This window comes from Pseudomonas sp. Je.1.5.c, assembly GCF_051129895.1.
Lineage (GTDB): Bacteria > Pseudomonadota > Gammaproteobacteria > Pseudomonadales > Pseudomonadaceae > Aquipseudomonas > Aquipseudomonas urmiensis.
In genome coordinates, this window is sequence record NZ_JBCPSP010000026.1 from 52,099 (window position 1) to 72,582 (window position 20,484).

Annotated in this window: 19 protein-coding genes; 13 read left to right on the forward strand and 6 right to left on the reverse strand. The window is 63.5% G+C overall.

All coding sequences use genetic code 11. The features are described 5' to 3' along the window. Positions 1-5: 5 nt before the first annotated feature. The 7 genes from nuoI to AAZU54_RS18340 all read left to right on the forward strand — a co-directional run bounded on the left by nuoI (position 6) and on the right by AAZU54_RS18340 (position 8,590). A complete protein-coding gene (gene nuoI, locus AAZU54_RS18310) occupies positions 6-554 on the forward strand; it encodes an NADH-quinone oxidoreductase subunit NuoI (RefSeq protein ID WP_027592814.1) in 549 nt (182 codons plus the stop codon). Positions 555-564: 10 nt separating this feature from the next. After that, positions 565-1,065, forward strand: coding sequence for an NADH-quinone oxidoreductase subunit J (gene nuoJ / locus AAZU54_RS18315; RefSeq protein ID WP_186557156.1), 501 nt, complete (start codon positions 565-567; stop codon positions 1,063-1,065). Between the two features lie 3 nt (positions 1,066-1,068). After that, a complete protein-coding gene (gene nuoK / locus AAZU54_RS18320; RefSeq protein WP_008096201.1) occupies positions 1,069-1,377 on the forward strand; it encodes an NADH-quinone oxidoreductase subunit NuoK in 309 nt (102 codons plus the stop codon). After that, a complete protein-coding gene (gene nuoL, locus AAZU54_RS18325) occupies positions 1,374-3,227 on the forward strand; it encodes an NADH-quinone oxidoreductase subunit L (RefSeq protein ID WP_264235850.1) in 1,854 nt (617 codons plus the stop codon). The genes nuoK and nuoL overlap by 4 nt, the downstream gene beginning before the upstream one ends. A gap of 49 nt (positions 3,228-3,276) precedes the next feature. Beyond that, positions 3,277-4,809 carry an NADH-quinone oxidoreductase subunit M gene (gene nuoM, locus AAZU54_RS18330; RefSeq protein WP_186557158.1) on the forward strand — a complete coding sequence of 511 codons (1,533 nt, stop codon included), beginning with the start codon at positions 3,277-3,279 and terminating at the stop codon, positions 4,807-4,809. Positions 4,810-4,816: 7 nt separating this feature from the next. Then, the gene (gene nuoN / locus AAZU54_RS18335; protein WP_186557159.1) at positions 4,817-6,286 is read left to right on the forward strand and encodes an NADH-quinone oxidoreductase subunit NuoN; all 1,470 of its coding nucleotides are present in this window, start codon (positions 4,817-4,819) and stop codon (positions 6,284-6,286) included. Between the two features lie 240 nt (positions 6,287-6,526). After that, positions 6,527-8,590 (forward strand): TonB-dependent receptor family protein, encoded by a 2,064-nt coding sequence (locus AAZU54_RS18340; protein WP_434727482.1) that lies wholly within the window; start codon positions 6,527-6,529, stop codon positions 8,588-8,590. A gap of 45 nt (positions 8,591-8,635) precedes the next feature. Here AAZU54_RS18340 and AAZU54_RS18345 read toward each other — a convergent pair whose 3' ends face one another. Next, positions 8,636-9,700 (reverse strand): AI-2E family transporter, encoded by a 1,065-nt coding sequence (locus tag AAZU54_RS18345; RefSeq protein WP_186557161.1) that lies wholly within the window; start codon positions 9,698-9,700, stop codon positions 8,636-8,638. Between the two features lie 130 nt (positions 9,701-9,830). On the opposite strand from AAZU54_RS18345, the gene yegQ reads away from it, so the two are divergent. From yegQ to AAZU54_RS18375, 6 genes are all read left to right on the forward strand, one after another. Then, a complete protein-coding gene (gene yegQ, locus AAZU54_RS18350; protein ID WP_186557162.1) occupies positions 9,831-11,165 on the forward strand; it encodes a tRNA 5-hydroxyuridine modification protein YegQ in 1,335 nt (444 codons plus the stop codon). 188 nt (positions 11,166-11,353) lie between these two features. Continuing rightward, positions 11,354-13,072, forward strand: coding sequence for a copper resistance system multicopper oxidase (locus tag AAZU54_RS18355; protein WP_405130158.1), 1,719 nt, complete (start codon positions 11,354-11,356; stop codon positions 13,070-13,072). Further along, positions 13,065-13,958, forward strand: coding sequence for a copper resistance protein B (locus tag AAZU54_RS18360; RefSeq protein ID WP_434727483.1), 894 nt, complete (start codon positions 13,065-13,067; stop codon positions 13,956-13,958). The genes AAZU54_RS18355 and AAZU54_RS18360 overlap by 8 nt, the downstream gene beginning before the upstream one ends. A gap of 13 nt (positions 13,959-13,971) precedes the next feature. Further along, positions 13,972-14,400, forward strand: a complete 429-nt coding sequence (locus AAZU54_RS18365) for a DUF411 domain-containing protein (RefSeq protein ID WP_264235843.1) — start codon at positions 13,972-13,974, stop codon at positions 14,398-14,400. 10 nt (positions 14,401-14,410) lie between these two features. Beyond that, a complete protein-coding gene (locus tag AAZU54_RS18370) occupies positions 14,411-14,848 on the forward strand; it encodes a YqaA family protein (protein ID WP_186557166.1) in 438 nt (145 codons plus the stop codon). 75 nt (positions 14,849-14,923) lie between these two features. Continuing rightward, positions 14,924-15,922, forward strand: coding sequence for an alpha/beta fold hydrolase (locus AAZU54_RS18375; protein WP_405130157.1), 999 nt, complete (start codon positions 14,924-14,926; stop codon positions 15,920-15,922). A gap of 39 nt (positions 15,923-15,961) precedes the next feature. On the opposite strand, the gene AAZU54_RS18380 is transcribed toward AAZU54_RS18375, so the two are convergent. The 5 genes from AAZU54_RS18380 to speB all read right to left on the reverse strand — a co-directional run bounded on the left by AAZU54_RS18380 (position 15,962) and on the right by speB (position 20,461). Beyond that, on the reverse strand, positions 15,962-16,546 hold the full coding sequence (locus AAZU54_RS18380) for a DinB family protein (protein WP_186557168.1): 585 nt from the start codon (positions 16,544-16,546) through the stop codon (positions 15,962-15,964). Positions 16,547-16,557: 11 nt separating this feature from the next. Next, complete coding sequence (zapE, locus tag AAZU54_RS18385; RefSeq protein WP_434727484.1) at positions 16,558-17,664, reverse strand: cell division protein ZapE; 1,107 nt, start codon at positions 17,662-17,664, stop codon at positions 16,558-16,560. Positions 17,665-17,802: 138 nt separating this feature from the next. Beyond that, positions 17,803-18,954: a PQQ-dependent sugar dehydrogenase gene (locus AAZU54_RS18390; protein WP_186557170.1), complete on the reverse strand. Its 1,152-nt coding sequence runs from the start codon at positions 18,952-18,954 to the stop codon at positions 17,803-17,805. A gap of 24 nt (positions 18,955-18,978) precedes the next feature. Further along, positions 18,979-19,296 carry a hypothetical protein gene (locus tag AAZU54_RS18395; RefSeq protein ID WP_405130155.1) on the reverse strand — a complete coding sequence of 106 codons (318 nt, stop codon included), beginning with the start codon at positions 19,294-19,296 and terminating at the stop codon, positions 18,979-18,981. Positions 19,297-19,495: 199 nt separating this feature from the next. Then, positions 19,496-20,461: an agmatinase gene (gene speB, locus AAZU54_RS18400; protein WP_186557172.1), complete on the reverse strand. Its 966-nt coding sequence runs from the start codon at positions 20,459-20,461 to the stop codon at positions 19,496-19,498. Between the last annotated feature and the right edge of the window lie 23 nt (positions 20,462-20,484).

Here is a 20,484-nt window from a genome sequence, read left to right on the forward strand (position 1 = left end):
GACCCATGTTCAAGTATATCGGCGACATCGTTAAGGGCACCGGCACCCAGCTGCGCAGCCTGGCCATGGTGTTCTCCCACGGGTTCCGCAAACGCGACACCCTGCAGTACCCCGAAGAAGCTGTGTACCTGCCGCCGCGCTACCGCGGGCGCATCGTCCTCACCCGCGACCCCGATGGCGAGGAGCGCTGCGTAGCGTGCAACCTCTGCGCGGTGGCCTGCCCGGTTGGCTGCATCTCGTTGCAGAAGGCCGAGACCGAGGACGGTCGTTGGTACCCGGAGTTCTTCCGCATCAACTTCTCGCGTTGCATCTTCTGCGGCCTGTGTGAGGAAGCCTGCCCGACCACCGCGATCCAGCTCACGCCGGATTTCGAAATGGCCGAGTTCAAGCGTCAGGACCTGGTGTACGAGAAAGAAGATCTGCTGATCTCCGGCCCCGGCAAGAACCCTGACTACAACTTCTACCGTGTTGCGGGTATGGCCATCGCTGGCAAGCCGAAAGGCTCTGCACAGAACGAAGCTGAGCCGATCAACGTGAAGAGCTTGCTCCCATAAGGACAGAAAGATGGAATTCGCTTTCTACTTCGCATCCGGGATCGCCGTGGTCTCCACCCTTCGGGTGGTGACCGGTACCAACCCTGTGCATGCCCTGCTTTACCTGATCATTTCGCTGATCTCCGTGGCCATGATCTTCTTCAGCCTGGGTGCGCCGTTCGCCGGTGCCCTGGAAGTGATCGCCTACGCCGGCGCCATCATGGTGCTGTTCGTGTTCGTGGTGATGATGCTCAACCTTGGGCCGGCTTCGGTCGCCCAGGAACGTGGCTGGCTCAAGCCAGGCATCTGGGCAGGGCCGGTGTTGCTCGGCACCCTGCTGCTGCTCGAGCTGCTCTACGTGCTGTTCGTCGCGCCAAGCGGCGCCGGCATCAGCGGCACCACCGTGGACGCCAAGGCCGTCGGCATCAGCCTGTTCGGCCCTTACCTGCTGGTGGTCGAACTGGCCTCGATGCTGCTGCTCGCCGCAGCCGTCACCGCCTTCCACCTGGGCCGCAACGAGGCGAAGGAGTAAATCATGGGTGCTATCCCTCTCGAGCATGGTCTGGCGGTCGCCGGCATCCTGTTCTGCTTAGGTCTGGTTGGCCTGATGGTCCGCCGCAACATTCTCTTCGTCCTCATGAGCCTGGAAGTCATGATGAACGCCTCTGCCCTGGCGTTCATCGTCGCCGGTGCCCGTTGGGTGCAACCCGACGGCCAGGTGATGTTCATTCTGGTGATCAGCCTGGCAGCCGCCGAGGCCAGTATTGGCCTGGCAATCCTGCTGCAGCTGTATCGCCGCTTCCACACTCTCGACATCGATGCTGCCAGTGAGATGCGCGGATGAACCTTATCTTCCTGACTTTCGTCTTTCCCCTGATCGGCTTCTTGCTGCTGTCGTTCTCCCGTGGCCGGTTCTCGGAGAACCTGTCCGCGCTGATCGGCGTCGGCTCGGTGGGCCTCTCGGCCGCGACGGCCGCCTACGTGATCTGGCAGTTCAACGTCGCCCCACCTGAAGGCGGCGCGTACAGCCAGCTGCTGTGGCAGTGGATGTCGGTGGACGGCTTTGCGCCGAACTTCACCCTGTACGTGGACGGCCTGTCGGTGACCATGCTCGGCGTGGTCACCGGCGTAGGCTTTTTGATCCACCTGTTCGCTTCCTGGTACATGCGTGGCGAAGCCGGCTACTCGCGCTTCTTCTCGTACACCAACCTGTTCATCGCCAGCATGCTGTTCCTGGTGCTGGGCGATAACCTGCTGTTCATCTACTTCGGCTGGGAAGGCGTGGGCCTGTGCTCGTACCTGTTGATCGGTTTCTACTACAGCAACCGCAACAACGGTAACGCGGCGCTCAAGGCGTTCATCGTCACCCGCATCGGCGACGTGTTCATGGCCATCGGCCTGTTCATCCTGTTCGCCCAGCTGGGTACCCTGAACGTGCAGGAACTGCTGGTGCTGGCACCGCAGAAGTTCCAGGCTGGCGACACCTGGATGGTTCTGGCCACCCTGATGCTGCTCGGTGGTGCGGTGGGTAAATCGGCGCAGCTGCCGCTGCAGACCTGGCTGGCAGACGCGATGGCCGGTCCTACCCCGGTTTCGGCCCTGATCCACGCCGCGACCATGGTGACCGCAGGCGTCTACCTGATCGCCCGTACCCACGGCCTGTTCGCCCTGGCGCCGGATATCCTGCACCTGGTCGGCATCGTCGGTGGCGTGACCCTGGTCCTGGCCGGCTTCGCCGCGCTGGTCCAGACCGACATCAAGCGTATCCTCGCCTACTCGACCATGAGCCAGATCGGCTACATGTTCCTCGCCCTGGGCGTAGGTGCCTGGGACGCGGCGATCTTCCACCTGATGACCCACGCGTTCTTCAAAGCGCTGCTGTTCCTTGCTTCCGGTGCGGTGATCGTGGCCTGCCACCACGAGCAGAACATCTTCAAGATGGGCGGCCTGTGGAAGAAACTGCCGCTGGCCTACGCCAGCTTCGTGGTCGGTGGTGCGGCCCTGGCGGCCCTACCAATCGTCACCGTGGGCTTCTACTCCAAGGACGAGATCCTCTGGGAAGCCTTCGCCAGCGGTAACACCGGTCTGCTGTACGCCGGCCTGGTCGGTGCGTTCATGACCTCGCTGTACACCTTCCGCCTGATCTTCATCGCCTTCCACGGCGAAGCCAAGACCGAAGCCCACGCCGGCCACGGCATCAGCCACTGGCTGCCACTGGGTACCCTGATCGTGCTGTCGACCTTCGTCGGCGCCTGGATCCATCCGCCGCTGGCGGGTGTTCTGCCAGAGAGCGCTGGTCACGCTGGCGGCGAAGCCAAGCACAGCCTGGAAATCGCCTCGGGTGCCATCGCCATCGCCGGTATCCTGCTGGCTGCGGTGCTGTTCCTGGGCAAGCGTCGCCTGGTCACCGCGATCGCCAACAGCGGCATCGGCCGCGCGCTGTCGGCCTGGTGGTTCGCCGCCTGGGGCTTCGACTGGATCTACGACAAGCTGTTCGTCAAACCTTACCTGCTGATCTGCCACATCCTGCGCAAGGATCCGGTGGACCGCAGCATCGGCCTGATTCCTCGGATGGCGCGTGGCGGCCACGTCGCCATGAGCAAGACCGAGACTGGCCAGCTGCGCTGGTACACCGCTTCGATCGCCGTAGGTGCAGTACTCGTGCTCGGCGCCGTGCTGGCGGCTGCGGTATGACTATGAATCTTGCGAACCTTGCGACTTTGCCAAAGGAAACGAACCCGTCATGATTTTGCCTTGGCTGATCCTGATCCCCTTCATCGGCGGCTTCCTGTGCTGGCTGGGTGAGCGCTTCGGCTCGACCCTGCCGCGCTGGATTGCGCTGCTGACCATGTCCCTGTTGCTCGGTATCGGCCTCTGGCTGTGGGGCACCGGCGACTACACCCTGGCCCCTGCCCCGGGCGCTGAACCTGCCTGGACCTTGGAATACAAGGTCGAGTGGATCAAGCGCTTCGGCATCAGCATCCACCTGGCGCTCGATGGCCTGTCGCTGCTGATGATCCTGCTCACCGGCCTGCTCGGCGTGCTCTCGGTGCTGTGCTCGTGGAAAGAGATCCAGCGCCACGTCGGCTTCTTCCACCTCAACCTGATGTGGATCCTCGGCGGCGTGGTCGGGGTGTTCCTGGCCCTGGACCTGTTCCTGTTCTTCTTCTTCTGGGAAATGATGCTGGTGCCGATGTACTTCCTCATCGCGCTCTGGGGTCACAGCTCGGCAGATGGCAAGAAGACCCGGATCTACGCGGCGACCAAGTTCTTCATCTTCACCCAGGCCAGCGGCCTGATCATGTTGGTGGCGATCCTCGGCCTGGTGCTGGTCAACTACAACACCACCGGCGTGATCACCTTCAACTACAGCGACCTGCTCAAGGCCGAACTGCCAGCCGGTACCGAGTACCTGCTGATGCTGGGCTTCTTCATCGCCTTCGCGGTCAAGCTGCCGGTAGTGCCGTTCCACTCCTGGCTGCCTGATGCCCACGCCCAAGCGCCAACGGCAGGTTCGGTGGACCTGGCGGGTATCTTGCTGAAGACGGCGGCCTACGGCCTGCTGCGCTTCGCCCTGCCGCTGTTCCCCAATGCCTCGGCCGAGTTCGCCCCGATCGCCATGACCCTGGGCCTGATCGGTATCTTCTACGGAGCGTTCCTGGCCTTCGCGCAGACCGACATCAAGCGCCTGATCGCCTTCTCCAGCGTCTCGCACATGGGCTTCGTGCTGATCGGTATCTACTCCGGCAGCCAGCAAGCGCTGCAAGGCGCGGTGATCCAGATGCTCGCCCACGGCCTGTCGGCTGCCGCGCTGTTCATCCTGTCCGGCCAGCTGTACGAGCGCCTGCACACCCGCGACATGCGCCAGATGGGTGGCCTGTGGCACCGCATCGCCTACCTGCCGGCCATCAGCCTGTTCTTCGCTGCGGCGTCGCTGGGCCTGCCAGGCACGGGTAACTTCGTTGGCGAGTTCCTGATCCTGATCGGCAGCTTCGTCCACGTGCCTTGGATCACCGTGATCGCCACCACCGGCCTGGTCTTCGGTTCGGTCTACTCGCTGATCATGATCCACCGCGCCTACTTCGGTCCGGCCAAGTCCGACACTGTCCTGGCGGGCATGGACAGCCGCGAGCTGATCATGGTGCTGGGTCTGGCGGGGCTGCTGATTCTGCTCGGTGTCTACCCGCAGCCGTTCCTCGACACCTCTGCCGCCACCATGAGCGGTGTGCAGCAGTGGCTCGGCTCCGCTTTCACTCAACTCGCTTCGGCCCGGTAAGAGCGCTATGGAATTCACCACTCAACACTTCATCGCACTGGCGCCGATGCTGATCACCACCATCACCACGGTCGTGGTGATGCTGGCGATCGCCTGGAAGCGCAATCACTCGCAGACCTTCCTGCTGTCCACCATCGGCCTGAACCTGGCCCTGCTGTCGATCCTGCCGGCGCTGAAGGTCGCGCCGCTGGCGGTCACCCCGCTGATCACCATCGACCAGTTCGCCTGCCTGTACATGGCGATCATGCTGGTCGCCACCCTGGCCTGCGTGACCCTCGCCCATGCCTACCTGGGCGAAGGCTCCAAGGGCTATCCGGGCAACCGCGAAGAGCTCTACCTGCTGCTGCTGATGTCGGCCCTGGGCGGTCTGGTGCTGGTCAGCGCCAACCACCTGGCGGGTCTGTTCATTGGCCTTGAGCTGCTGTCGGTGCCGGTCTACGGGCTGGTGGCGTACGCGTTCTTCAACAAGCGCTCGCTGGAAGCCGGTATCAAGTACATGGTCTTGTCGGCCGCCGGTTCCGCCTTCCTGCTGTTCGGCATGGCACTGCTGTATGCCGATGCAGGCAGCCTGAGCTTCGACGGCATCGGCAAGGCCCTGGCCAGCACTGGCATGCCAAGCCTGCTGGCGCAACTGGGCCTGGGCATGATGCTGGTTGGCCTGGCCTTCAAGCTGTCGCTGGTGCCGTTCCACCTGTGGACCCCGGACGTCTACGAAGGCGCCCCGGCGCCGGTCGCCGCCTTCCTGGCCACCGCCAGCAAGGTCGCGGTGTTCGCCGTGGTGGTACGCCTGTTCATGCTCTCCCCTGCCGCTAGCAGTGGCGTGCTGAGCACCGTACTGGCAGTGATCGCCGTCGCCTCGATCCTGATCGGTAACCTGTTGGCGCTGACCCAGAGCAACCTCAAGCGTCTGCTCGGTTACTCGTCGATCGCCCACTTCGGCTACCTGCTGATCGCCCTGATCGCCAGCAAGGGCCTGGCCCTGGAAGCCATGGGCGTATACCTGGTCACCTACGTGATCACCAGCCTTGGCGCCTTCGGCGTTATCACCCTGATGTCCTCGCCGTACGCTGGCCGTGATGCTGATGCCCTGTACGAGTACCGCGGCCTGTTCTGGCGTCGTCCGTACCTGACTGCGGTTTTGACCGTGATGATGCTGTCGCTGGCCGGTATCCCGCTGACTGCAGGCTTCATCGGCAAGTTCTACATCATCGCTACCGGCGTCGAGTCGCAGCTGTGGTGGTTGGTCGGTGCCCTGGTCATCGGTAGCGCCATCGGCGTGTACTACTACCTGCGGGTCATGGTTACCCTGTACCTGGTCGAGCCGAACCTGCGCCGCCACGATGCCCCGCTGAAGTGGGAGCAGCGCACCGGTGGCGTGATGCTGCTGGCCATCGCCCTGCTCGCTTTCGTCCTCGGTGTGTATCCGCAGCCGTTGCTGGAGATGGTTCAGCAGGCGGGTCTGCAACTGATCGGCTGATTGCTTCAAGGCGGTACAAGACACCTCGCTTCGGCGGGGTGTTTTTTTTTGCGGCCGCTGTGCGGCCCATCGCCGGGCAGGCCCGCTCCCACGCCAGCCTGAAGTGCGCACTACAGGCTGGCGTGGGAGCGGGCTTGCCCCGCGATGAGGCCGGTGATTTCACTACAGATCGACCACTGTGCTTCGTCTGCCATTTGCAGCGTCAGACTCCCGCACCCGATCTGGAACCCCTCTAAAGCCATGCGCCCCACCCTGCCCCTTTCCCTGCTGGCAATGCTCGTCGCCAGCACCAACGCCCAGGCCAATGGCCGCATCGAACTCGACCAGGTACTGATCCAAGATCAGCAGCAAAGCGAGCTCGACGCCGCCCGCGAGCGCCTGCACGAGATCCCCGGCGCCAGCAACCTGGTGGACATGCAGCGGGTTGGACAAGGTCGGGTGGCCAGCAACCAGGACGTGCTCGCCTATCAGCCCGGGGTGTTCGCCCAGTCTGCCGGTAACGACGGCATCAAGCTGTCGATTCGCGGCTCAGGCATCAACCGCGCCCCCGGCGCTCATGGCTCCGGTGTCTACACGATGTTCGATGGCTTGCCGCTGACCGGCCCCGGCGGCACTCCCTATGAACTGTTCGAGCCGCTGTGGCTGAGCCGCGCCGAAGTCCTGCGTGGCGCCAATGGTTTCGATCAAGGCGCGCTGGCCTTGGGCGGTGCGATCAACTACGTGACCCATACCGGCTACGATGCCGCGCCCTTGCAACTGCGCTATGAAATGGGCAGCCGTGGCTATGCCCGACGCCACATCAGCTCCGGCCAGGTGCTGGGCAACCTTGACTACTATGTGGCACTGACCGACGCCGAATACGACGGCTACCAGCAGCACAGCAGCGGTAGTGCCAAAGGTATCGCCGCCAACCTCGGTTATCGCTTCAACCCCAACCTGGAAACGCGCTTCTACCTGCGCTACCGGGAGACTGAAAACGAGCTGGCCGGGCGCTTGCGCAAAGACCAGATCAAGCACGACCCACGGGCAGCCAACGCTGCCTACCTGGCCCGCGACGACAGCCGCCCACAACCGGGCAGCACCTGGGTCGGCAACAAGACCACGTTGTTCCTCGACGATGACTCGCGCCTGGAAGCCGGACTGGTCTATCACGACTTCCCGATGGACCTGCGCGAAGGCCCGATGCGCTTGAAAGTCGCCTACACCGATGTCAGCGGCACCTTGAACTACCTGCGCCGCGACACCCTGTTTGGCCATGAGAGCAAGACCACCGTCGGCTGGCGCACCACCAAGCACCTGCCCAACAGTGGCGCCTCGCAGTTCAAACGCAACGGCGACGTGATCGGCGCGCGCACGCGCGACTTCAGCTACCAGGGTTCGGACACGGTCCTGCACATGGGCAACGACCTGGAGCTGATCCCCGACCTGTGGCTAACCACGGGCCTGGCAATGATCTACACCCGCCGCGAGAGCGATGTCAGCTACCCCGCCGCTGGCGGCAAGGTCAGTCAGCATGATTGGGACTATGCCCCGCGGGTGGGCCTGCGCTATGACCTGAACCCCAACCTGCAGGTTTACGGCAACCTCAGCCGTTCGGTCGAGCCACCGCATCCGTGGTCGCTGATCTGGAGTTCGCCTGCCGTAAGTGGCGGGCAGATCCAGCCCATCGAGATGCACAACCAGACCGCCACGACCCTTGAGCTGGGGGCTCGGGGTGAGGCCGCTGTTGGCCGCTGGGAATTGGCTTGGTATTACTCGCAAGTGCGCCATGAGCTGTTGGCAGTGGAGATCGTGCCCGGCATACCCGCGGCCGAATTCAACGCCAGCCCTACCGTGCACCAGGGGGTCGAAGCTGCGTTGGACAGCGTGCTGTGGGAGGGTGCCGGCGTCGGCAAGCTGTCGTTGCGCCAGGCCTATACCTTCAGCGACTTCCACTACCGCGACGATGACAAATTCGGCGACAACCGCCTGCCAGGCATCCCCATGCATTACTACCAGGCCGAGCTGCGCTTCGACTGGCCAAGCGGCTTCTATGCCGGGCTCAACACGCAGATGGCGTCCAAGGTGCAGGTCGACTATGCCAACAGCGGCCACGCCGATGCCTATGCGTTGCTCGGTGCGCGCCTGGGCTGGGACTCACCCAAGCAGGACTGGCAGACCTGGCTGGATTTGCGCAACCTGACCAACAAGCGTTACGCGGCGACGGTGACGCCTGGCTATGACGATGCTGGCAAGGACATGCCACGGATGACACCGGGTGAAGGCTTCGGGGTGTATGCCGGGGTGTCCTACACCTTGCGTTGATGAGCAATCCAGGCCAAGTGTAATTGGGGCCGCTGCGCGGCCCCCTTACGAAGGCAACTGCACCTGTGGTTTGGTCGCGGCAAAGATTGCCCAACTGGACATGAACAACGCCGCGATCAACGGCCCAATGACAAACCCATTGAGCCCAAACACCGCCAGGCCGCCGAGGGTCGACACCAGAATCAGGTAGTCCGGCATGCGCGTATCCCTGCCCACCAGGATCGGCCGCAACACATTGTCGACCAAGCCGATCACCAGCACGCCAAAGGCGGTCAGCACCACGCCTTGCCAGATCGCCCCGGTGAGGATGAAATAAGCCGCCACCGGCGCCCAGACGATCCCTGCCCCGACCGCTGGCAGCAGCGACAAGAACGCCATCAGCACCGCCCAGACCAGCGCACTGGGAATGTCCAGCACCCAGAAAATCAGCCCTCCCAAGGCGCCCTGGGTAATCGCCACCAGCACATTGCCTTTGACCGTGGCGCGCACCACCCGGTTGAACTTCAGTTGCAGACGACGCTTCTGGTGCTCGGGTAGCGGCACGGCCAGACGGACCTTGCGCGCCAGCTCCGCGCCCTCACGCAGGAAGAAGAACAAAAGATAGAGCATGATGCCGAAGCTCACCAAAAATTCGAAGGTGCCCTGACCAAAGCTGAACGCCTGGCTGGCCAGGACTTGGCTGCCCTGGGTAGCCCACTTGGTGATCTTGTCGCGCAAGCCATCGAGATTGCCCATGCCCATGCGATCCAGGCCGTTCTGGGCAAACGCCGGCAGCATGTCCTTGCCGCGTTCGACGTAGCCGGCGATATCCAACTGGCCGCTCTCGATACGCTGGTAGAGCGTGGCGCCTTCCTGCACCAACAAGGCACTGGTGATGATCACCGGCAAAATCGCCACCACTAGACAGATCATCAAGGTGGTGGCGGCAGCCAGGTTACGTCGGCGGTTGAAGCGGATCAGCAGGTTACGCTGCAACGGCGCGAACAGGATGCCAAGGATGACTGCCCAGAAAATCGCCCCGTAGTACGGCAACAGGATCCACACGAAGGCGACGGTCACCAGTGCCAGCAATACGGCCAGTGCCTTGTTCTGTAGAGCGGTTTCGTTCATGAGCATTCCTCTGGGATTCACAACGTTAGTGCGCAGGCTTTCGCAAAAAGTGCCCTGCTCTGCTTGATCCAGATCAATACCCACCACCCGCCTTGCCCCTACCATCCGCGCCTTTTGCCCCGGTGCGCTCATGACCCCACTCGCCATGCCCGAATTGCTGGCCCCTGCCGGCACCCTGAAGACCATGCGCTACGCCTTTGCCTATGGCGCCGATGCGGTCTACGCCGGCCAGCCGCGCTACAGCCTGCGGGTGCGCAACAATGAGTTCGACCATGCCAACCTGGCCTTGGGCATCCAGGAGGCGCACGCGCTGGGCAAACAGTTTTACGTAGTGGTCAACATCGCCCCGCACAATGCCAAGCTCAAGACCTTCCTCAAGGACCTGGCGCCGGTGATCGAAATGGCCCCCGATGCGCTGATCATGTCCGATCCCGGCCTGATCATGCTGGTGCGCCAGCACTTCCCGCAGATGCCGATCCACTTGTCGGTGCAGGCCAATACGGTGAACTGGGCCAGCGTGAAGTTCTGGCAGCAACTGGGCCTGAGCCGGGTAATCCTGTCGCGCGAGTTGTCGCTGGAGGAAATCGGCGAGATTCGCCAGCAGGTGCCTGATATGGAGCTTGAGGTGTTCGTCCACGGCGCCTTGTGCATGGCCTATTCCGGCCGCTGCCTGCTGTCGGGATACCTCAACAAGCGTGACGCCAACCAGGGCAGTTGCACCAACGCCTGCCGCTGGAAATATGAAGCCAGCGAGGCGCGCGAAAACCTCACTGGCGATATCGTGCAGCACGTCGAGCCAACCCTGGGCATCGGTCAACCGACCGAACAGGTGTTCCTGCTCCATGAGGCCAACCGCCCCGGTGAGGCGATGCCGGCGTTCGAAGATGAACACGGCACCTACATCATGAACGCCAAGGACCTGCGCGCCGTACAACATGTGCAGCGGCTGACCGAGATGGGCGTGCACTCGCTGAAGATCGAAGGGCGGACCAAGTCGCATTTCTACTGCGCCCGCGCGGTGCAGTCCTATCGTAAGGCGATCGACGACGCCGTGGCCGGCAAGCCGTTCGACCGCGGCTTGATGGACAACCTCGAGTCGCTGGCCCAACGCGGCTACACCGAAGGCTTCCTGCGCCGCCACGTACATGACGAGTACCAGAACTACCAGCGCGGCAATTCGGTGTCCGAGCGCCAGCAATTCGTCGGCGAGCTGACCGGCGTGCGGGTTGATGGCCTGGCCGAAGTCAACGTGAAAAACCGCTTTGCCCTCGGCGATCAGCTGGAACTGATGACCCCACGCGGCAACTACCATTTTGACCTGGACCGCCTGTGCAATCGCCAGCAACAGGAGATTCAGGTGGCGCCGGGTGATGGCCATGTGGTGTACCTGCCAATCCCCGAGCAGGTATCGCTGGAATACGGGCTGTTGATGCGCGATTTGGACAGCGAGCCAGTGCCCGCCTGACGGATCTGTAATCTGCCGCTCAGGCGGCTGACAGGCACTGGCAGCGAGGATGGCGGCTATCCACTTTGGGCAGTCTGACGCCCATCGCGGGGCAAGCCCGCTCCCACGCTGATCGTCCTCAACGGGAACTGACGTGGCAGCGAGCTTGCCCCGCGATGGACGCCAGCAGCCTGCAACGAGGCCACGTCATGCCATGCATTTCTTCCCGCCGCACCTTCGTCAAAGGCCTGGGCGCCGCGACGGCCCTGGCCGGCCTGGGCCTATGGCGCCCACTGGCACAGGCCGCTGAAGGCGCTCGTCCTGGGCAAATCCTTCAGGGCCAGCAGTTTGCCCTGTCGATCGGCCAGACCCCGGTCAACATCACCGGCCGCCCGCGCACCGCCTTGACCGTCAATAACAGCCTGCCCGGGCCACTGCTGCGCTGGCGCGAAGGTGATACGGTCAGCTTGCGGGTGCGCAATCAGCTGGCAGAACCGACCTCGATCCACTGGCACGGCATCATCCTGCCGGCCAACATGGACGGCGTACCGGGCTTGAGCTTCGCCGGCATCGAGCCAGGCGGCGACTACCTGTATCAGTTCACCCTGCGCCAGAGCGGCACCTACTGGTACCACAGCCACTCGGGTTTGCAGGAGCAAGCCGGGGTCTACGGGGCCATCGTCATCGAGCCGCGCGAGCCTGAGCCGCACCGTTATCAGCGCGATCACGTGCTGCTGTTCAGCGATTGGAGCGACCAGGCGCCTGAGCAGTTGATGGCGACCCTGAAAAAGCAGTCCGACGCCTTCAACTATGACAAGCGCACGGTCGGCGATTTCATCGACGATGTGGCCGCCAAGGGCTGGGAAGCAACCGTCGACAACCGCCTGGCCTGGGCGCGCATGCGCATGAGCCCCACGGACCTGGCCGATATCAGCGCGGCAACCTACACCTACCTGCTCAATGGCCAACCGCCGGACGGCAACTTCACCTGCCTGTTCCAACCCGGCGAAACCGTGCGCCTGCGCCTGATCAACGCTTCGGCGATGAGCTACTTCGACTTTCGCATCCCGGGCCTCAAGCTGACGGTGATCGCCGCCGATGGCCTGCCGGTGACCCCCGTTACAGTCGATGAGCTGCGCATTGCCGTGGCCGAGACCTACGACGTGCTGGTGGAGGTGGGCGACCTGCCCGCCTACACCCTGTTCGCCCAGAGCATGGACCGCACCGGCTTTGCCCGTGGCACCCTGGCCCGCGCGCCGGGCTTGCAAGCAGCGGTGCCCGCGCTGGATCCGCGCCCGGTGCTGAGCATGGATGACATGGGCCATGGCGGCATGGGCAACATGGATCATGCCGGGATGGACCACGCCAGCATGGCCGGCATGGACCATGGCGCGATGTCGGCCATGCAGCACCACCCAGCCAGCGAGACCGGTAACCCATTGGTCGACATGCAGACCATGGCCCCACGCGCCAACCTGGCCGACCCCGGTATTGGCCTGCGCGACAACGGTCGACGGGTACTGACCTATGCCGACCTGCGCAGCACCTTTGCCGACCCCGACGGGCGCCAGCCCTCGCGGGACATCGAGCTGCACCTGACCGGCCATATGGAGCGCTTCGCCTGGTCGTTCGATGGCATCAAGTTCAGCGATGCCGAGCCCCTGCGCCTGCGCTATGGCGAGCGGGTGCGCATCACCCTGGTCAACGACACCATGATGACCCACCCGATCCACCTGCACGGCATGTGGAGTGACCTGGAGGACGAGCACGGGCGCTTCCTGGTGCGCAAGCACACCGTGGATATCCCGCCTGGCAGCCGCCGCAGCTATCGGGTCAGCGCCGACGCCCTGGGGCGCTGGGCCTATCACTGCCACCTGCTCTATCACATGGAAACCGGAATGTTCCGCGAGGTACGGGTCGATGAATGAGGTCATCAATCGCAGCTTGCTGGCGGGCGCCGCCTTGGCCGCATTGCTGGCCAGCGAGCGCGTGCTCGCCACTGAGGCAAGCCACCACGGCCACGGCGCGATGCCGATGGACCACAGCCAGATGAACCATGGCGCCATGCCCCTGCAGCAGCCTCCTGCGCCGCTCAGTGCGCAGCCGCGCACGCCACTGGCGGTGATCACCGACGCCGACCGCCGCGCCGCCTTCCCACCGCTGCCAGGCCATCAGGTACACGACCGGGCGATCAACTGGGCGGTGATCGTCGACCAGCTGGAATACCAGAACTTCGAGAGCAGCAGCGCGCTGAACTGGAATGCCACGGCCTGGATGGGTGGCGATATCGACCGGCTGTGGCTGCGCACCGAAGGGGAACGGGAACAGGGCAAGACCCACAAAGCCGAACTGCAGGCCTTGTGGGGCCACGCCATCAGCCCCTGGTGGGAGCTGGTCGGCGGCCTGCGCCAGGATTTCAAGCCTGCCAGCGGCCAGACCTGGGCGGCCTTCGGCATCCAGGGCACGCCGCTGTATGGCCTGGAGCTGGAAGCCACCGCGTATGCTGGCGAGCGGCAACAGACCGCGCTGCGCCTTGAGGCCGGTTACGCTATGCTGCTGACCAATCGCTGGGTACTGGAGCCGACCCTTGAGGCCAACTTCTTCGGTCGTAACGATGCCAGCCGCGAGCAAGGCGCGGGGCTGGCTGAGAGCGAAGTCGGTGTGCGCCTGCGTAACGAAATCAGCCGAGGCTTCGCCCCGTATGTCGGGGTCAGCTTCAATCGCCTGCACGGCCAGCGCGCCGAAATGGCCCGCGACGATGCCGAAGATATCAGCCAGACCCGCCTGGTCGCCGGTATCCGCCTACGTTTCTAGAGGACTGTTCACCATGCTGCGCAAACACCTGATTACCCTGGGCCTGCTGGCCTTCACCGGCCTGGCCCAGGCGGCTGAGGTCATCGACGTCTACCGCGACCCCAACTGCGGCTGCTGCAAGCTGTGGATCAGCCACCTGCGCGACAACGGTTTCACCGTCAACGATCACGTCGAACCGAACATGAGCGAGGTCAAGCAGCGCCTGGGCGTGGCGCCACGGCTGGCTTCGTGCCACACCGGGGTGATCAACGGCAAGTTCGTCGAAGGTCACGTACCGGCCGAGCAGGTGCGCCTGCTGAGCAAACGCAGCGACCTCAAAGGCATCGCCGTGCCGGGTATGCCGATGGGCTCGCCGGGCATGGAAATGGGCGATCACAAAGATCCCTACCAAGTGATCGGCCTGACCCAGGATGGCCAGGACCAGGTGCTGGCCAACTACTGAGACGTCGTCGATGTTGAGCTTGTGGGCGCTGTTTCTCAGCGCCTTTGGCGCCGCTACCCTACTGCCGCTGCAATCGGAAGCGGTGCTGGTCGGCCTGCTGCTGCGCGACCCTGATGCCTGGCTGACCCTGCTGCTGGTGGCAACCCTGGGCAATGTCTTGGGTTCGATCGTCAATTGGCTGCTGGGGCGGGCCATCGAGCACCTGCGCGAACGCCGCTGGTTCCCGTTCAGCGCCGCACAGCTGCAGCGTGCCCAACAGCGTTACCAGCGCTGGGGGCAATGGTCGTTGCTGCTGAGCTGGATGCCGGTGATTGGTGATCCGCTGACCCTGATCGCCGGGATTATGCGCGAGCCGTTCTGGCGCTTCCTGCTGCTGGTCACGGTGGCCAAGGGCGGGCGCTATATGGTGTTGGCGTTGATTACCCTGGGTTGGTTTAACGGCCAGTAACACCTTTGCCGCTGCAGGCGGTCAGCAGGCTGTTAGAGTCGCTTTTTCCTACATGGTGCTACACGGAGTACTCCCATGCTGCGCGCAACCGCCCTGACCCTCGCCTGCCTGCTGGGCAGCTCGGCCATCGCTGCCGAGTCGCCCACCTACGGTATGCAGCTCGAAGGCTTCGATTACCCTCACCCGCTCAAGCATTTCAACTTCAAGTCCCAGGGCCAAGACGTGCAGATGGGCTATATGGACGTACCCGCCAAGGGCCAAGCCAATGGCCGCAGCGTGGTGCTGATGCATGGCAAGAACTTCTGCGCCGCCACCTGGGAAACCACCCTCCAAGCCCTCAGCCAAGCCGGCTATCGGGTAATCGCCCCCGACCAGATCGGTTTCTGCACCTCCAGTAAACCCGGCTATTACCAGTACAGCTTCCAGCAACTGGCAGACAACACCCATGCCTTGCTCGAACACTTGGGTGTCAAGCAGGCGATCATCCTCGGCCACTCCACCGGCGGCATGCTCGCCACCCGCTACGCGCTGATGTACCCGCAGCAGGTCGAGCGCCTGGCCATGGTCAACCCGATCGGCCTGGAAGATTGGAAAGCGCTTGGCGTGCCCTACCGCACGGTGGATCAATGGTATGCGCGCGAGCTCAAGCTCGATGCCGAAGGGGTGCGTAACTATGAGCGCAAGACCTACTACGCCGGGCGCTGGAAGCCTGAGTACGAGCGCTGGGTGCAGATGCTGGTGGGGCTGAACAAAGGGCCGGGGCATGAGCGGGTGGCGTGGAACTCGGCACTGATCTACGACATGATCTTTACCCAGCCGGTGTACCACGAGTTCAAGGATTTGAAGATGCCGACACTGTTACTGATCGGCGACCAGGACAGCACGGCGATTGGCAGTGATATCGCGTCCGATGAGGTCAAGGCACGCTTGGGCAAGTACCAGGAGCTGGGGCCGCAGGCAGCCAAGATGATACCCAAGGGCGAATTGGTGACCTTCGAGGGGCTGGGGCATGCGCCGCAGATCGAAGAGCCTGAGCGGTTTCACCAGGCGCTGATCGGGTGGCTCGGGCGATAAGCATTGTTGGGGCTGCTGCGCAGCCCCAATCCCACAAGCCTACCCCCTCCCCCAAACCAGCGCCTCGCTCCACCCCAACTCGGCAAAATCATCAGCCCGCAAATGAGCCTCTTCTTCACAGAAGAACTCATCCAACTGCGGCGGTCGCACAGCCGTATCGCTGAGCATCCCATGCACCTGGCCGCGGTGATGAGTCTGGTGCTCGAACAAATGCGCCAGCAACCGCAGACGCTGCTCACGCTGCACCCGCTCAGGGCGCACGATGCTGACATAGCGCCGCAGTTGATCGTCACGCAGCTGGCGACAGTAGGCGATCAAGCGATGGTCGGCCTGGGCCTGCTCGGCATGCAGATCAGCGCAGGTGGCAAAGGGCTGTTCAGGCTCGAAAAACCGCTCGCCATCCGGGTCCGGCGCCTCGCCGCGCTGTTCACACTCCAACGCATGCAGGTAGAACCAATCCACGGTCAGCAGGTGATTGAGGGTGGCCTTGATCGACGGGAAGAAGCTGCAACGGGGTGCGACGAACTCGTCCTGGGTCAGTTGCAGGCAGGCTTTGTACAACCGGTGATTGGCCCAGCCATTGTTATAGGCCTGGGTCAGCAGATGATGCGACAGCGGCTCCATGGTCGGCTCCTTCAAGCGAAGCGTTGCAGTTGCATCTCCCGTAGCCGGCTCAGGGTCCGCTGATACGGGAACGCCAGATACCCTTGAGTGTAGAGCGCTTCGAGCGGTACCTCGGCCTCCAGGTACAACGCAATGCGCCGGTCATAGCATTCATCGACCAAGGCGATGAAGCGGCGCACGCTGTCATCTTTCGGTGAAAGTGCCGGCAACTGGCGATCGCCTGCCTCCACCCGACGGGCGCCATCCTCAGTGCCGCGGGCAATACGCCCGGGACGCTGCTCGCCGCTCAGGGCCGGGATGCCGTCTACCAGGATCGCCGGGAACAGGTCGCACAGGGCCATGAATTCCAGGGCTGACAGGGGTTGCTCGCACAACTCGCTGAAACGGCACCAGATCGACTGGCTGCTGCGGCGCACCACGCGGATCTGCCGCGAACCGAGTTGCAAGGGCTGATCCGAGCCGGCATCGTCTGGGCTTAATTGCGCAAATACGGCCTGCAAGGCGCTGGGCTGACCGGGTGCGCTCAGCCAGAAGCGTTGGTGGCTCTCGCCTGGGTGCAGGCGATGGTCCTGCTCGCCGGCTACCGGCAGCACCTGCATGTGCCGTTCGATGGCGGCGATGGCCGGCAGGAAACGCTCGCGGTTGAAGCCGTCGTGGTAGAGCTGGTTCGGCGGTTGGTTGGAGGTGGCGACGATCACCACCCCATGCTCGAACAGCGCTTTGAAGAGCCGCCCAAGAATGATCGCGTCGCCGATGTCGTTGACGAACAACTCATCGAAACACAGCACGCGGATCTGCCCGGCCAGCTGCGCAGCCAGCGCCAGCAAGGGGTCGGCGGTGCCGTTGAGCTGGAACAGGCGCTGGTGGACCCAGGCCATGAAGTGGTGAAAGTGCTGGCGCCTCGAGGGTAACTCCAGGCACTGATGAAACTGGTCCATCAACCAGGTCTTGCCACGGCCAACCGGCCCCCAGAGGTACACACCCTGAGTCGGCTGGGCGCTTTGCAGGGCTGCAAAGCAGGCTTGTAGCGCGGCGACGGCGCGAGCCTGGGCTGGGTCGGCAACGAAGCCTTGGTGCTCCAGAGCCTGGCGGTACAGCGATTGCGGATTGGTCGACATACCCAGGTGTGTGTGCCCAAAAGACTTATGTTACGGCACGCGGCGGCGACGAGCATGCAGATTTTCTGTCAGCGCTGCCCGCCTCTTCGCGGCAACGCGCGCGCCCACCGCGAAGCAGCCGGGATAACCTACGACTGTTCAGGGGGTTTGGCTCAGGCCTACCTTCAACAGCGCTCCATCCTTGGCATCGGTAAGCACATACAGGTAACCGTCCGGCCCCACCCGCACATCACGGATGCGCGCTTGCAGATCGCCCAGCAGGCGCTCTTCATGGACGATCTTGTCGCCATCGAGCTGCAGCCGGATCAACTCCTGAGTCGCCAGGGCGCCGATGAACAAATTGTGGTCCCAAGCCTTGAAGGTCGGTCGATCATAGAAGGCCATGCCGCTGATGCCGGGGGATTTCTCCCAGACGTGGTGCGGATCGACCATGCCGTCGACGTGCTTGCCCTTGGCCTCAGGGATCGGCAACAAGGAATAGTTGATGCCGTGGGTGGCCATCGGCCAACCATAGTTCTTACCCGCCTGCGGGATATTGATCTCATCGCCACCTCGCGGGCCGTGCTCGTGGGTCCAGAGTTTGCCGGTCCACGGGTTGAGCGCCGCGCCCTGCTGGTTGCGATGGCCGAACGACCAGATCTCGGGGCGCACACCATCCTTGCCGACGAACGGATTATCCTTGGGCACCTCGCCATCGGGCAGGATGCGCACGATCTTGCCTTGCAGCTTGTCCAGATCCTGCGAGGTGGGGCGTTGATTGTTCTCGCCCAAGGCGATGAACAGGTAGCCGTTGCGGTCGAACACCAGCCGTGAGCCAAAGTGATTGCCGTCGGACAGCTTGGGCATCTGGCGGAAGATCACCGTGAAGTTTTCCAGGCGCGCTTTGTCCTCCGAGAGCTGGCCACGCCCCACCGCTGTCCCCCCCTTGCCATCACTGCCTTCTTCTGCAAAAGACAGATACACGGTGCGGTCCTGCTCGAACTCAGGCGACAGCACCACATCCAGCAGGCCGCCCTGGCCTTGCGCCCATACCTTGGGCACACCGGAGAGCGGTGGGCCGACCTTGCCCTCGGCGCTGACAACACGCAGGTTGCCAAGGCGTTCGGTGACCAGCATGTCCTTGCTACCGGGCAAGAACGCCAGTGCCCAAGGGTTACGCAGACCGTCGGCGACGGTGTTGACGGTCAGCTGGCCGTCTTCACTGGGATAGCGCTGTTCGGAGGCGGCCTGGGCGAGCATTGGCAACAGGGCGGCGGCGGCCAGGGTGGTCAACCAGCTACGTGGGGGCATGCGCGATTCCTTGCAGTTGAGGGCTCAAGGCGCGCGTTGGCTATCGCGCGCGGGCCGGGTCGGTTCTAGGTTAGGCGTCTGCTGTTGGCGGCGCAGGTTTTCGCCGTTGCCAATGCCGCGGTTGTCCAGGGTCGGTGGGCGCGGGATCGGCTGGGTAGAAGGCCCGCGAACCGGTGGCGTGGCCTGGATGCTGCCCTGGCGGCTGTTGGGGTTGGCGCGCTGGATCGGGCTGTTATAGGGGTTGTTGTCGTTGGCCGCGATCAGGGGCTGCGCAGGAGGTGCCGCAGACAGCGGAAGACTGACAAGCAGACCCAGGGCCAGCACTGGCAGTGTCGGATTCATACTTCACCTCCTGCACGAAAAAGCCGCGCTCAAGCGTTGGATAGCCTAAGTCGCGACTGGTTCGTAACAAAAGTAGGAATTGGTGTGGAGATGATTCCTGATGTTTCGGTGCTGCCCCCCCTGCTCCATCATAGGAGGCCGCTGTGCGGCCCATCGCAGGCTGTACTAGCGCCTACAAGTGGGTGGCGGGCTTGAGTCCTCACACCTGCTTGTCGACCTTATGCCGCGCTGCGTACAGGCACAGCATCTCCATGGCCAAGGTGGCCCCTGCCAGGGCGGTGATATCGGCATGATCATAGGCCGGCGCCACCTCGACCAGGTCCATTCCCACCAGGTTGATGCCGCGTAGCCCGCCGAGTATCTCCAGCGCTTGCACAGTAGTGAGGCCGCCACACACCGGCGTGCCGGTGCCCGGCGCATAGGCAGGGTCCAGGCAATCAATGTCAAAGGTCAGATAAACCGGCTGTTGTCCAACCCGCTGACGAATCGCCGCGATCACCGCCTCGGTGCCCTGACGGTGCACCTGGCGCGCATCGAGGATGGCAAAACCCTGGCTGTCGTCATTGGTGGTACGCAAGCCGATCTGCACCGAGTGCGCAGGGTCGACCAGGCCTTCGCGCGCCGCATGCCAGAACATGGTGCCGTGGTCGATGCGCTTGCCCTCCTCGTCTGGCCAGGTGTCGCTGTGCGCATCGAAGTGGATCAGTGCCAGCGGGCCGTGGCGGCGGGCGTGAGCCTTGAGCAGTGGGTAGCTGATGAAGTGATCGCCGCCCAAGGTGAGCATGGCGCAGCCGGCCTCGAGAATGTGCTGGGCATGCGCCTCGATGCTGTCCGGCACGTTCTGCGGCGTGCCGCTGTCGAACGCGCAATCGCCATAGTCGATCACGGCCAAGTGGTCGAACGGATCAAACGTCCACGGCCAGTGCCGCGCCCAGGCTTGCTGCACGGAGGCCGCACGAATGGCGCGCGGGCCAAAGCGCGCCCCCGGACGATTGCTGGTGGCAGTGTCGAATGGCACGCCGCTGACCACCACGTCAACGCCGCGCAAATCACGGCTGTAACGACGCCGGGAGAAACTGGTAATGCCGGCGTAGGTGCTTTCGGCAGCAGTGCCGTACAAGCTGTCGCGGGTCATCGCCTGGTCATTGTGCTGGGCTTGGTCCACGGTTGTGCTCCTTGTCATGAGAA